11 protein-coding genes are annotated in these 12,630 nt (G+C 71.2%); 7 read left to right on the top strand and 4 right to left on the bottom strand.

Going from position 1 to position 12,630, the window contains the following annotated elements; genetic code table 11:
* Nucleotides 1-3 precede the first annotated feature (3 nt).
* Nucleotides 4-1,032, top strand: coding sequence for an ABC transporter ATP-binding protein (locus tag ACGFH9_RS01515; RefSeq protein ID WP_393214218.1), 1,029 nt, complete (start codon nucleotides 4-6; stop codon nucleotides 1,030-1,032).
* A complete protein-coding gene (locus ACGFH9_RS01510; protein WP_393213676.1) occupies nucleotides 1,025-2,038 on the top strand; it encodes an ABC transporter ATP-binding protein in 1,014 nt (337 codons plus the stop codon). The genes ACGFH9_RS01515 and ACGFH9_RS01510 overlap by 8 nt, the downstream gene beginning before the upstream one ends.
* A 156-nt stretch (nucleotides 2,039-2,194) precedes the next feature.
* On the opposite strand, the gene ACGFH9_RS01505 is transcribed toward ACGFH9_RS01510, so the two are convergent.
* Nucleotides 2,195-2,572 (bottom strand): chorismate mutase, encoded by a 378-nt coding sequence (locus ACGFH9_RS01505; RefSeq protein WP_393214215.1) that lies wholly within the window; start codon nucleotides 2,570-2,572, stop codon nucleotides 2,195-2,197.
* A gap of 315 nt (nucleotides 2,573-2,887) precedes the next feature.
* Between ACGFH9_RS01505 and pcrA the strand changes: the two genes are divergently transcribed.
* Nucleotides 2,888-5,293 (top strand): DNA helicase PcrA, encoded by a 2,406-nt coding sequence (pcrA, locus tag ACGFH9_RS01500; protein ID WP_355247020.1) that lies wholly within the window; start codon nucleotides 2,888-2,890, stop codon nucleotides 5,291-5,293.
* A 151-nt stretch (nucleotides 5,294-5,444) separates the two neighbouring features.
* On the opposite strand, the gene ACGFH9_RS01495 is transcribed toward pcrA, so the two are convergent.
* Both ACGFH9_RS01495 and ACGFH9_RS01490 read right to left on the bottom strand, forming a co-directional pair.
* Entirely contained in the window at nucleotides 5,445-6,212 is a 768-nt protein-coding gene (locus tag ACGFH9_RS01495) for a M23 family metallopeptidase (RefSeq protein WP_393213672.1), read from the bottom strand.
* Nucleotides 6,213-6,484: 272 nt separating this feature from the next.
* A complete protein-coding gene (locus ACGFH9_RS01490) occupies nucleotides 6,485-7,192 on the bottom strand; it encodes a M23 family metallopeptidase (protein ID WP_355247025.1) in 708 nt (235 codons plus the stop codon).
* 428 nt (nucleotides 7,193-7,620) lie between these two features.
* Between ACGFH9_RS01490 and ACGFH9_RS01485 the strand changes: the two genes are divergently transcribed.
* The 3 genes from ACGFH9_RS01485 (at nucleotide 7,621) to sucD (ending at nucleotide 10,540) form a co-directional block, all read left to right on the top strand.
* Nucleotides 7,621-8,025: a cobalamin B12-binding domain-containing protein gene (locus ACGFH9_RS01485; protein ID WP_393213668.1), complete on the top strand. Its 405-nt coding sequence runs from the start codon at nucleotides 7,621-7,623 to the stop codon at nucleotides 8,023-8,025.
* 446 nt (nucleotides 8,026-8,471) lie between these two features.
* Nucleotides 8,472-9,650 carry an ADP-forming succinate--CoA ligase subunit beta gene (sucC, locus tag ACGFH9_RS01480; RefSeq protein WP_393213665.1) on the top strand — a complete coding sequence of 393 codons (1,179 nt, stop codon included), beginning with the start codon at nucleotides 8,472-8,474 and terminating at the stop codon, nucleotides 9,648-9,650.
* A gap of 2 nt (nucleotides 9,651-9,652) precedes the next feature.
* Nucleotides 9,653-10,540, top strand: a complete 888-nt coding sequence (gene sucD / locus ACGFH9_RS01475; RefSeq protein ID WP_393213662.1) for a succinate--CoA ligase subunit alpha — start codon at nucleotides 9,653-9,655, stop codon at nucleotides 10,538-10,540.
* Between the two features lie 103 nt (nucleotides 10,541-10,643).
* On the opposite strand, the gene ACGFH9_RS01470 is transcribed toward sucD, so the two are convergent.
* Complete coding sequence (locus ACGFH9_RS01470) at nucleotides 10,644-10,910, bottom strand: DUF4190 domain-containing protein (protein WP_355247036.1); 267 nt, start codon at nucleotides 10,908-10,910, stop codon at nucleotides 10,644-10,646.
* A 200-nt stretch (nucleotides 10,911-11,110) separates the two neighbouring features.
* Here ACGFH9_RS01470 and ACGFH9_RS01465 point away from each other — a divergent pair, with 200 nt between their 5' ends.
* Nucleotides 11,111-12,421: a DUF6350 family protein gene (locus ACGFH9_RS01465; protein ID WP_393213658.1), complete on the top strand. Its 1,311-nt coding sequence runs from the start codon at nucleotides 11,111-11,113 to the stop codon at nucleotides 12,419-12,421.
* Nucleotides 12,422-12,630: the final 209 nt, after the last annotated feature.

Raw genomic sequence — 12,630 nt, 5'->3', positions numbered from 1 at the left:
CTCGTGTCCGAGCAGTCCGCGCCGGGATCCGGCGGGTCCGGGCGTCCCTCCGGCCGGCTGCTCGAGGTCGACGACCTGCGGGTGGAGTTCCGTACCCGGGACGGCGTCGCAAAGGTCATCAACGGGGTCACGTACCACGTCGACGCGGGGGAGACCCTCGCCGTGCTCGGCGAGTCCGGCTCCGGCAAGAGCGTCACGGCGCAGACCATCATGGGCATCCTCGACACGCCCCCCGGCTTCGTCACCGGTGGGCAGGTCCGCTTCCACGGCAAGGACATGCTCCGCATGTCCGCCGAAGAGCGCCGCCGCATCCGCGGCGAGGGCATCGCGATGATCTTCCAGGACGCGCTCTCCGCCCTGAACCCCGTCTTCACGGTCGGGTTCCAGATCGCCGAACAGTTCCGGGTTCGGCGGGGCATGGGTCGCGCGGACGCCAAGAAGCGCGCGATCGAGATGCTCGACCAGGTCAAGATCCCGAACGCCAAGGGTCGGTTCAACAACTATCCGCACCAGTTCTCCGGCGGTATGCGGCAGCGCGCGATGATCGCGATGTCGCTGGCGCTCGACCCCGAGGTGCTGATCGCCGACGAGCCGACCACCGCGCTCGACGTGACCGTGCAGGCCCAGATCATGGACCTGCTCGCGGAGCTCCAGCGTGAGCGGCAGATGGGCATGATCCTGATCACCCACGACCTCGGCGTGGTCGCCGACGTCGCGGACCGGATCGCCGTCATGTACGCGGGCCGCATCGTCGAGGAAGCCGACGTGTACGACCTGTACGCCAAGCCGGCGCACCCGTACACGATGGGCCTGATCGACTCGATCCCGCGGCTCGACGAGAAGGGGCAGCAGCTCCGGACGATCAAGGGCCTCCCGCCGAACCTGATGAACATCCCGCCGGGCTGCCCGTTCAACCCGCGCTGCCCCATGGCTCAGCCGGTGTGCCGGGAGAAGGTCCCCCCGCTGCTTCAGGTGGGCCACTCCCGGGCCAGCGCCTGCCACTTCGCCGAGGAGCTGGTGAACCGTGTCTGAGAACATCCTCGAGGTCCGTGACCTGGTCAAGCACTACCCCGTCACCCAGGGTGTGGTGTTCAAGAAGACCGTCGGTCAGGTCAAGGCCGTCGACGGGGTCTCGTTCGGTCTGCGGGCCGGCGAGACGCTCGGTGTCGTCGGCGAGTCCGGCTGCGGCAAGTCGACCCTCGCCCGGGTTCTCATGAACCTGGAGAAGCCGACCGCCGGCAGCGTGGTCTACAAGGGCCAGGACATCTCCAAGCTCTCCGGTGGGGCCCTGCGTCGGCTGCGTCGGCAGATCCAGCTGGTCATGCAGGACCCGTACACGTCGCTGAACCCGCGGATGACTGTCGGCGACCTGATCGGTGAGCCGTTCGACATCCACTCGGAGGTGGCGCCCCGGGGCAGCCGTCGGACCAAGGTCCGCGAGCTGCTCGACCTGGTCGGGTTGAACCCGGAGCACATCAACAGGTACCCGCACCAGTTCTCCGGTGGTCAGCGTCAGCGCATCGGCATCGCCCGGGCGCTCGCGCTGCGGCCCGAGGTGATCGTCTGTGACGAGCCCGTCTCGGCGCTGGACGTCTCCATCCAGGCCCAGGTGATGAACCTGCTGGAGAAGCTGCAGGGTGAGCTGGGTCTGTCGTACGTCTTCATCGCCCACGACCTGTCGGTGGTCCGCCACCTGTCGGACCGCGTGGCGGTGATGTACCTCGGCAAGATCGTCGAGATCGGCACCGAGGACGAGATCTACGAGCGGCCGACCCACCCGTACACCCAGGCGCTGCTCTCGGCGGTGCCGGTGCCGGACCCGACCCAGCGGAACAACAAGACGATCATCCGGCTCACGGGTGACGTGCCGTCGCCGATCAGCCCGCCCTCGGGCTGCCGGTTCCGGACCCGCTGCTGGAAGGCGCAGGAGGTCTGCGCCCAGCAGGTCCCGCTGCTGGAGATCCGGCGCGACTCGGATCACCCGAGCGCCTGCCACTTCGCGGAGCGACGCGAGATCGTCGCCACCCACGAGGCGTGAGTCACCGGAACCGCCTGCCGACGTCACCACGACGACGGCAGGCGGTTCTGTCTGTCCGGGCCGGCTGAGCGGACCGACGCCGCCTGGTGGCGTCCTGTCGCCCGCTGGCGTGGCCGGTGGGCCCCGGAAGTGCCGGTGGCCCACCGGGAAGTTCCCTCAGAGCGGGCCGCGGCCCGCTCGCAGCAGCAGGAGCGCCAGTTGCGTGCCGTCGGCGCCGAGGGCGAGCCGGAATCGTTCCAGGATGTCCCGCTCCCGGGAGAGCACCAGGCGTGTGCCGCCAGAGGCCATCCGCGTCGCGCCGACCTCCCGCGACAGCGCGGCCCGCTCCTGCCAGAGCGTGATCAACGCGTGGTCGATCTCGTCGATCCGCTCCCTGATCTGCACGATCCGGGCGGCGGCGTTCGGCTCCACGGTGCCGGTGCGCGCATCGGTCGGATCGCCGGGTTCCATCGGGGGCCCCGCCTCCGACACGGTCCCGTCGGCCGGGACCGGTGCCGGGTCCGGCTGCGCCGGGCCGCCGTTCTGCTCCACCACGTCTGTCATCATCGGGTACCTCTCGCGCTGTGGTGCCCCGTGCCCGCAACCCGGGACGAAAAAGCCCCGGACTCCAGGAGCCCGGGGCTTTTCGCAGGTCTGATCGATCAGGCGCGACCCACGGCAGCCGGACTCCCGGTGCCGTAGTAAAAGTAGTAGCGCGCAGCGATCACGCCGTCGAGTATGCCCACGTCGGTCTCCGCTCCGCAAGGATTCGCCGCCGATCCTCGGGTCGTGTCCCGGTCGCAGGCGACGCGACGGGCGGGTCAGCACCGGTCGGGAAGTGTCCGACTGGCGGCATAGACTTGTCGGGCGATGCATCCTCTCTTCGACATCCCCGCGTCCCCGCCCGCGCCGGAGTCCGCGCCGGCCCGTCCGAACCGCCCCGGGTCGGCCTTCGCGCGCCTCGATCCGCGACAGCTCCTCGACGGGTTGAACGGGCCGCAGCGCGACGCGGTCAGCCACGCCGGCTCCCCGTTGCTGATCGTCGCCGGCGCGGGATCCGGCAAGACCCGGGTGCTCACCCACCGGATCGCATACCTGCTCGCCGCACGGGACGTCCACCCCGGCGAGATCATCGCCATCACGTTCACCAACAAGGCGGCCGGCGAGATGAAGGAGCGCGTGGCCGCGCTGGTCGGCCCGCGAGCCCGCCTGATGTGGGTGTCGACGTTCCACTCGGCGTGCGTCCGCATCCTGCGCGCCGAGCACGAGCACGCCGGCCTCAAGTCGACGTTCTCGATCTACGACGCGGACGACTCGCGCCGCCTGATGCAGTTGGTCACCCGTGAGCTGGATCTCGACCCGAAGCGCTACCCGGCCCGTGGGCTGGCCGCCCAGGTCTCCAACCTCAAGAACGAGCTGGTCGACCCGGAGCAGTTCGCCGCGCGGGCCAGCGGGCCGAACGAGCGGGCGCTCGCCGAGGCGTACACGCTCTACCAGCGCCGGCTGCGCGAGGCGCACGCGCTGGACTTCGATGACCTGATCATGACGACGGTGCACCTGCTCCAGTCCCACCCGCACGTGGCGGAGAGCTACCGGCGGCGGTTCCGGCACGTGCTGGTGGACGAGTACCAGGACACCAACCACGCCCAGTACGTCCTGATCAAGGAGCTGGTCTCCGGCACCGACGGGCTGGACCCGGCCGAGCTGTGCGTGGTCGGTGACGCCGATCAGTCGATCTACGCGTTCCGGGGCGCGACGATCCGCAACATCCTGGAGTTCGAGCGGGACTTCACCGATGCGCGGACGATCCTGCTGGAACAGAACTACCGCTCCACGCAGACCATCCTCAACGCGGCCAACGCGGTGATCGACCGCAACACCTCCCGCAAGCCGAAGCGGCTGTGGAGCGAGGCCGGCGACGGCGAGCGGATCGTCGGCTACGTGGCGGACACCGAGCACTCCGAGGCGGACTGGGTGGGCCGGGAGATCGACCGGCTGGTCGACGCCGACGAGACCCGACCCGGTGACGTCGCGGTGTTCTACCGCACCAACGCCCAGTCCCGCGTCTTCGAGGAGGTGTTCATCCGCGCCGGCCTGCCGTACAAGGTCGTCGGCGGGGTGCGCTTCTACGAGCGCAAGGAGGTCCGCGACGCTCTGGCGTACCTGCGCTCGGTGGTCAACGACGACGACACCGTGAGCCTGCGGCGGGTGCTGAACACCCCGCGCCGGGGGATCGGCGACCGTGCGGAGGCCTGCGTCGAGGCGCTGTCCAGCCGCGACCGGATCTCCTTCGGCGCTGCGCTGCGCCGGGCCCGGGAGGCGCCGGGCATCTCCACCCGGGCGGCGAACGGCATCGGCGACTTCGTGGCGCTGCTCGACGGCGCGCGGGAACTGGCCGAGACCGGCACCCCGGAGGAGGTGCTGGAGGCCCTGCTGACCCGCTCGGGCTACCTCACCGAGCTGGAGGAGAGCCTCGACCCGCAGGACGCCGGCCGGGTCGACAACCTCCAGGAGCTGGTCAGCGTCGCCCGGGAATACACCGAGCGGATCGAGGCCCTGGGCGAGGACGGGGACCGGGCCACCCTGGCCGGGTTCCTGGAGCAGGTCGCGCTGGTGGCCGACGCCGACCAGATCCCCTCCGACGACCCCGACCACCAGGGTGTCGTCACCCTGATGACGTTGCACACCGCCAAGGGCCTGGAATTCCCGGTGGTCTTCCTGACCGGGCTGGAGGACGGCGTCTTCCCGCACCTGCGCTCGCTCGGCGACACCCGCGAGTTGGAGGAGGAGCGCCGACTGGCGTACGTGGGGATCACCCGTGCCCGGCAGCGCCTCTACCTGTCCCGGGCCGTCACCCGCTCCGCGTGGGGGCAACCGTCCTACAACCCGCCGTCGCGCTTCCTGGAGGAGCTGCCGCCGGAGCTGGTGCGCTGGGAGCGCACCGAGGGGTCGTACACCTCGTGGGCCGGCGGAGGCGGCGGCGTCGGTGGCCGCGCGGACCGCGCGCCCGGCGGGCGCGGCACCTTCACCGGGGGTACGCCGAAGGCGGCCCAGCTCGCCCAGCGGCTCGGCGTGGACGGCAGTCGCCTGACCACGGCCAGCGAGTTGCCGCAGGGGCCGAAGGTCGCCGCCGGCGATCGGGTCAACCACCAGCGCTACGGCCTGGGCCGGGTGCTCGCCGTCGAGGGCCACGGCCCAGGCGCCCGCGCACAGATCGACTTCGGCGACCAGACCATGTGGCTGGTGCTACGCCACGCCCCAGTAGACAAGCTCTAACCCACCCAAACCCACCCCACCCCTCCGCGCCGCCGTCCCACTCCACCTACCGCGTCGATCTTGCACTTTCGGTTGTCGACATGGGGGCTCCTGCCCTTTATGTCGCCGCAGAAAGTGCAAGATCGGCGCGGGTGGGGGTGCGGGGTGGGGGTTAGCAGCCTAGGTTTACGCCTCGGGTGTGCATGAACGGGGCGGGGTCGATCTGGTTCCACATGCCCTGGTGCACCTCGAAGTGCAGGTGCGGGCCTGTGGCGTCGCCCGTGGCGCCCTCGTACCCGATCACCTGGCCGGCTTTGACCGCCTGTCCGACGGTGACCGCGATGCGGCTCTGGTGGGCGTAGTGGGTCAGGTAGCCGTTGCCGTGGTCGATGAAGACGGAGTTTCCGTACCCGTCGGCGGCGTCGCCGGCCTGGGTGACCGTACCGGCCGCCGCGGCACGGATCGGAGTGCCGGAGGGCAGGGCCAGGTCGATACCGGCGTGCAGGGTGCCCCAGCGCTGGCCGAAGCAGGAGGTGACCGACGCGCCCGGCATCGGGTCGACCCAGGCGGCCGTCGGCTTGACGGTCTTCTTCGGTTTCGGTTTCGGCTTGGCGGTGGCGGTCTTCGTCGGCGACGGGCTGGCGCTGGGCGTCGACGGGCTCACGGTCGGGCTGGCGGATGGGGAGGCCGGCGGGCTCGACTCGCGGGCCGAGCGGTCGGCCCGGCTGGCGGCCTCGGCCCGGGACTGCGCGTCGAGCGAGACGGTGGTGGGCGCGGGCCGGTCGGGTCCGGTGGTGGCGACGGCGACGCCGCCCAGCCCGAGGGCGACCAGACCGGCCGCGCCGAGCACGATGAGGCGGTTCCGCCGGCGGGCGCGCCGAGGCTGCTCGTCGGTGGTGTCGGGGGTGTTCTCGTTCTGGACGGGGCTGTCTTCCTGCACGGCGGGCCTTCACAGTCGAGGGGCACTTGACCTCGAAATACTGGTGCCGGGCCTCTCGGGGTGACCGCCGGGACCGGACGACCTGCTCGCCAGCTCCGGGCAATCCAGACCGTTACGCACCTGTCTGGACCGTTCTGCCCGCAAAAGCGATCATGTTGGCCTGTGTGCTCGGCCACAGTCCCTGCTGTGACCGAGGAGACATCGCCGGGGGTCGGCGCAAACAAAACCGCCCGGATCGACAGATCCGGGCGGCCAGCGGTCAGTGCGCAGCGTCAGGACGCGGCTACCTCGCTGTAAATTGCCTCTACTTGCAGCTTGATGTCCACTCCGCGCTCCTGCAGGTACGGAACGGGGTCGATCGGCGCGCCCTTGACATGCAGCTCGAGGTGCAGGTGCGTGCCGTACGCGTGACCGGTCTGGCCCACGAGGCCGAGTTGGTCGCCCGCCTTGACCTGCTGGCCTTCCTTGACGCTGACCGCGGAGGAGTGGCCGTAGATGGCCTCGCTGCCGTCGGCGTGCTGAACGATCACCGTGTAGCCGTAGCCGCCGAACCAGCCGGCCTTGGTGACCAGGCCGTCGTGGACCGCCACGTACGGCGTGCCCTCGGGGACGACCAGGTCGACACCGGTGTGCAGCTTGCCCCACCGCATCCCGTACGGGGAGTTGAAGTCGTAGCCCTGCAGCGGCAGCATCCAGACCTCGGGCTCGGCCGCGTCCTTCGTGCGGCTGTCCCGGGAGGCGCGGTCGGCGTTGTCGGCACGGGCCGCGGCGTCCTGGCTCGTGATCGACGCCTGCTTGAGCTCGTCGAGTACCGAGGGGCTGACGTCCTTGGCGTCCGGCAGGGCCGAGGCGCCCAGCGCGACGATGCCTGCGCCGACGAAGGCGGTGGTGACGACTGCCGCGTAGCGGCTACGCGGGGGCGTGGGGACGCGGCGGCGACCGCGATATCGATCGGGCTCAGACGACAGGCGCTGGCGCACGCACACCCTCCGTTGTCGGGGTTCCGAGGCGGTCGGTAAGCGTCCGTGAAGCTCAGTTGAACGTCTGCCGACCGCGTCGTCACCCGTCCATGGACCTGATGACAACCGTGGACACGTTAGCCAACCACCAGGCGAGTCACAAGCCAGACCGCCGAATTGGCGTGTCGATCTGTCCGTTTGCGTCCGTGATTGTCACGCATCGTGCCGTCGAACGGTGCCCCCGTAACCACCCGTTCGTCGTCGAGCATGACCGATCCGGCGGACTCGTCCGGCTTGACGACACGGTCGGCCCGGTGGCGGTTGCCAGGGGTCGCGTCCGTGACCGTCGGGATGTCGTACGTGTTTCCGGCCCGGATTTCCCGACCCTGCTCGGGCGGGTTACCGTTCGTTCAGGTGAAGGCCGTGGAGCCGGTGAAAGGTGTGCGCTGATGAGCTCTCGAATTCGGGTCGTCGTCGCGAAGCCAGGTCTGGACGGCCACGACCGCGGCGCGAAGGTCGTCGCCCGCGCCCTGCGGGACGCCGGGATGGAGGTCGTCTACACCGGCCTGCACCAGACGCCCGAGCAGATCGTGGAGACGGCCATCCAGGAGGACGCCGACGCTGTCGGTCTCTCCGTGCTCTCCGGCGCGCACATGACGCTCTTTCGCCGGGTGCTGGAGCTGCTCGGCGAGCGCGACGCCCGGGACATCGTCGTCTTCGGTGGCGGCATCATCCCGAACGACGACATCCCGGAGTTGCAGAAGCTGGGCGTCGCGAAGATCTTCACGCCGGGTGCGACCACCCAGGCGATCGTCGAGTGGGTCCGCGAGAACGTGGCGCAGCCGGTCGCCTGAGGGCGGCCGCCCCGGACGGCAGTCGTGCCCGGGAGCGCCGGAATCCGGGCACGGGGGAGGGGCCGGACGCACCCCTCACACGTCCGGCCCCTCTATGCACGATGCCCCGCCGCCACCCCTCGACCGACAGGGCATCGGCCGTATCCCGTCTTTGCGCTGCTCAGCGCGCCGACACCTGACTCAACGACGCCCCGACGGGCGGGTTACGGACCCCCGGCAACATCCTCCGGACGATTGACGGCGCGCGCGACGCGGCCGGAATCTGCTCCGCTCGACACGGAGTTGTGCATTACCGCACACCGCGCACCCGCTCGGTTGCCGGCGGTGCCCACCTCGCTAGGCTGCCGCCAATGGCCTGTTTCAACAGATGACAGGCGTCAAACTGTTTTCTGAACGCTGGTGGCGGCGCGACGGCGCGCCGCGGAGACGGGACGGGACGCGCAATCGTGGACCTGTACGAGTACCAGGGGCGGGACCTGTTCGAGCGGCACGGCTTGCCCGTGCTTGCCGGCGGCGTCGCCACGACCCCGGAAGAGGCCCGCGCGATCGCCGAACGCCTCGGCGGTCGAGTGGTCGTCAAGGCGCAGGTGAAGGTCGGCGGCCGAGGTAAGGCCGGTGGCGTGAAGCTTGCCGAGGGCCCGGATGAGGCGGTGGCGCGGGCCACCGACATCCTCGGCATGGACATCAAGGGCCACACCGTCCACAAGGTCATGATCACGGTGACGGCGGACGTGGCCGAGGAGTACTACTTCTCGTACCTGCTCGACCGGGCGAACCGCACCTTCCTCTGCATCGCCAGCGTGGCCGGCGGTATGGACATCGAGCAGGTCGCCGCCGAGACCCCGGACCGCGTGGTGAAGGCGCCGATCGACGCGAACACCGGTGTCGACGAGGCCAAGGCCCGGGAGATCGTCACCGCGGCCGGCTTCCCGGCCGAGGTCGCCGACCAGGTCGTCGAGGTGGCCGTCGGCCTGTGGCAGGCGTTCGTCGCCGAGGACGCCACCCTGGTCGAGGTGAACCCGCTCGCCAAGAACGGCGACGGGCGGCTGCTGCTGCTCGACGCCAAGATCACCCTGGACGAGAACGCCGCGTTCCGGCACCCGGACCACGAGGCCCTGGTCGACCAGGCCTCGGTGGACCCGCTGGAGCAGGCGGCCAAGGAGAAGGACCTCAACTACGTCAAGCTCGACGGTGAGGTCGGCATCATCGGCAACGGCGCGGGTCTGGTCATGTCGACCCTCGACGTCGTCGCGTACGCCGGTGAGCGGCACGGCAACGTCAAGCCGGCCAACTTCCTCGACATCGGTGGCGGCGCGAGCGCCGCGGTGATGGCGAACGGGCTGGAGATCGTGCTCTCCGACCCGGCCGTGAAGAGCGTCTTCGTCAACGTCTTCGGCGGCATCACCGCCTGCGACGAGGTCGCCAACGGCATCATCCAGGCGCTCGCCCTGCTCGAGCAGCGCGGCGAGCAGGTCACCAAGCCGCTCGTCGTCCGTCTCGACGGCAACAACGCCGAGGCCGGCCGGGCGATCCTGGACGGCGCGAACAACCCGCTCGTACAGCGGGTGGACACCATGGACGGTGCGGCCGAGCGGGCCGCCGAGCTGGCAGCTGCGGGGGTCTGATCATGGCTATCTGGCTGACCAAGGACTCGAAGGTCATCGTCCAGGGGATGACCGGCTCCGAGGGCTCCAAGCACACCCGGCGGATGCTCGCCGCCGGCACCACCGTGGTGGGCGGCGTCAACCCGCGCAAGGCGGGCCAGAAGGTCGACTTCGACGGCACCGAGCTGCCGGTCTTCGCGTCCGTGGCGGACGCCATGGCCGAGACCGGGGCCGACGTCACCGTCATCTTCGTACCGCCGCAGTTCACCAAGGCCGCCGTGGTCGAGGCGATCGACGCCGCGATTCCGCTGGCCGTGGTGATCACCGAGGGCGTGCCGGTGCACGACACGGCCGCGTTCTGGGCGTACAACCTCGCGCAGGGCGAGCAGACCCGCATCATCGGGCCGAACTGCCCGGGCATCGCCTCGCCGGGCGCGTCCAACGCCGGCATCATCCCGGCCGACATCACCGGCTCCGGCCGGATCGGCCTGGTCAGCAAGAGCGGCACGCTGACCTACCAGATGATGTACGAGCTGCGCGACATCGGCTTCTCCACCTGCGTCGGCATCGGTGGCGATCCGATCATCGGTACCACGCACATCGACGCCCTCAAGGCGTTCGAGGCCGACCCGGAGACCGACGCCATCGTGATGATCGGTGAGATCGGCGGCGACGCCGAGGAGCGGGCCGCCGAGTTCATCAAGGCCAACGTCACCAAGCCGGTGGTGGGCTACATCGCCGGCTTCACCGCGCCCCCCGGCAAGACCATGGGCCACGCGGGCGCGATCATCTCCGGCTCGGCCGGCACCGCCGAGGCGAAGCAGGCGGCGCTCGAAGCCGTCGGCGTGAAGGTCGGCAAGACGCCGACCGAGACCGCGAAGCTGATGCGGGAGATCATGTCCGGCAACTGAGCCGGCAGGGCAACAGCGAAGGGGTCGACCGGAACCGGTCGGCCCCTTCGTCGTACGGTCGGCCTTCGTCGTACGGTCGGCCTTCGTCGTACGGTCGGTCGGCTCAGTCGTTGTTCCAGAAGGGGTAGTTGCCGGTGAGGCGCAGGATCGACCCGCCGATGATGTTGATCACGCCGAACGCGATGGCGAGGTAGCCGAGAACCGGCGACTGACCGTTGCGCCGCGCGTCGCGCAGTGACAGGTAGCCGAAGATGATGCCGAGGATGCCGCAACAGATCAGGCCGAGGACGATGCCCAGCACGCCCCAGAGCGTGGTGCGGTCCCGGCCCCTGGCCGGCGGTGGTGGGGGCGGCGGGTATGCGGTCGTCACGAATACCTCCGGGCGGTCATGGGCGGCGGACGGCCCCGGGTCGCGACCGGTGGGTGTGACCCGAGGGTTGCGACGGCCACCCCCTCTGGGCCGAGGCTAGACCCGACCGGGGCGTCCGGAACCCGGTTCGCCCAACTCGCCGCCCTCCGGGGCGGGTTATCGGACTGCCACCGTCCGCGCGACGTGCCAGAGTAGAGCGGATGTCCCCCGTCACCCCTGACCGTCCCAGCCGTGCCGGCGGCGTACGCGCCGTCGACCGGCCGGTCGACCGCGCCGCGCCGCGCCGACGGGTGCCCGCGCCCCGCCCCGGTGCGTCGCCGCGTGGACGGGCGCCGTTGCCCGTCGCCGCCGGGGTGGCCGCCGGCGGGGCCGCGCTCACTTCCTACCTGCCGGTGGCGATCGTTCTCGGCCTTGTCCAGCTCGGTGCGGACTCGACCACGCTGGGCGGCACCCTGCGCACCGCGCTGGCCGGTTGGCTGGTGGGGCACGGCGTGCCGCTGCACACCGAGGCCGGCCCGTTCGGGCTCGCCCCGCTGGCGTTGACCGTGCTCGCGCTCTGGCGACTGACCCGGGCCGGTGTGCACGTGAGTCGCGCGGTCGGCGCCCGCGACAGCCGTTCACCGCGCCGAGCGCTCGTCGCGGCCGGATCGGTCGGTCTGGCGTACGCGCTGCTCGGCGCCCTCGCCGCCGTGCTGATCCGCGCGTACGGGCCACAGGTGTCCCCGGTGCGCGCGGCGGTCACGTTCGCGGTCTTCGGCACGCTCGGCGCGCTGGTCGGCGCGATCCGGATCACCGCCGTCACCCGACTGCTCGTCACCCGGATACCCGGCCCGCTGCGCGACGGCGTACGCACCGGTCTGGTGGCCGCGCTCCTGCTGCTCGGCGCGGGCGCCGGCGCGGCCGGCCTGGCCGTGGCCACCGGCGGTGGCGACGCGGCGGACATGATCGGCGCGTACCGGACGGGGGTGGCCGGGCAGGCCGGGATAACCCTGGTCAGCATGGCGTACGCGCCGAACGCGGCCGTCTGGTCGACCAGTTATCTGCTCGGGCCGGGTTTCGCGGTCGGCGTCGACACGGCTGTGCGTACCAGTGAGGTGTCCGTCGGCGCGCTGCCGGCCGTACCCCTGCTCGCCGGCCTGCCGCGTGGCCCGGTGGACGGCCTCGGTGCCCTGCTGCTCGCGGTGCCGGTGCTGGCCGGGATGGTCGCCGGCTGGCTGCTCGCCCGCCGGCTGGCCCGCGTCGCCGGGCCGGAGCGCGGCCCCCGGCGCTGGGCGGAGTTGTTGGTGCCGGCGGCGCTGGCGGGCCCGGTGGCCGGCGTGCTGCTCGGCGTCGCCGCCGCGGCCTCCGGCGGGCCGCTCGGCGGGGGCCGGCTGGCCCAGCTCGGGCCGGTGGCCTGGCAGGTCGGCGCGGTGGCGACCGGCGTCGTCGCGGTCGGCGCGCTACTCGGTGCCGCCGCAACCCGCGTGCTGGCCCGCACCCCCGGAGCACCACCCCCACGCCCCACCCCCTAACACCCCACCCCACCCCACCCCACCCCCCCACCCCACCCACCCACACCCCGGTTGATCATGAAGTTGTTGTCACGACACGCCGTGGCGAGGGGCGATAACTTCATGATCAACCGGCCGGAAGCGGGGGCGGGCGGGGGGCGGGGCGGGGGCGGGGCGGGGCGGGGGCGGGGGTGGGGCGGGGCGGCCCGGACGAATCCGGAGCGCCCCGA

Origin of the sequence: Micromonospora sp. NPDC049102, from assembly GCF_043197485.1 — a bacterium.
Classification (GTDB): domain Bacteria; phylum Actinomycetota; class Actinomycetes; order Mycobacteriales; family Micromonosporaceae; genus Micromonospora.
Note: the sequence above shows the minus strand (reverse complement) of the source record. Positions and strands in the feature narration are given on the sequence as shown.

Excerpts from the sequence above, each read along its gene's own strand:
- pcrA (WP_355247020.1), top strand. The coding sequence starts at position 2,888 with ATGCATCCTCTCTTCGACATCCCCGCGTCCCCGCCCGCGCCGGAGTCC.
- ACGFH9_RS01485 (WP_393213668.1), top strand. The coding sequence starts at position 7,621 with ATGAGCTCTCGAATTCGGGTCGTCGTCGCGAAGCCAGGTCTGGACGGC.
- sucD (WP_393213662.1), top strand. The coding sequence starts at position 9,653 with ATGGCTATCTGGCTGACCAAGGACTCGAAGGTCATCGTCCAGGGGATG.
- ACGFH9_RS01465 (WP_393213658.1), top strand. The coding sequence starts at position 11,111 with ATGTCCCCCGTCACCCCTGACCGTCCCAGCCGTGCCGGCGGCGTACGC.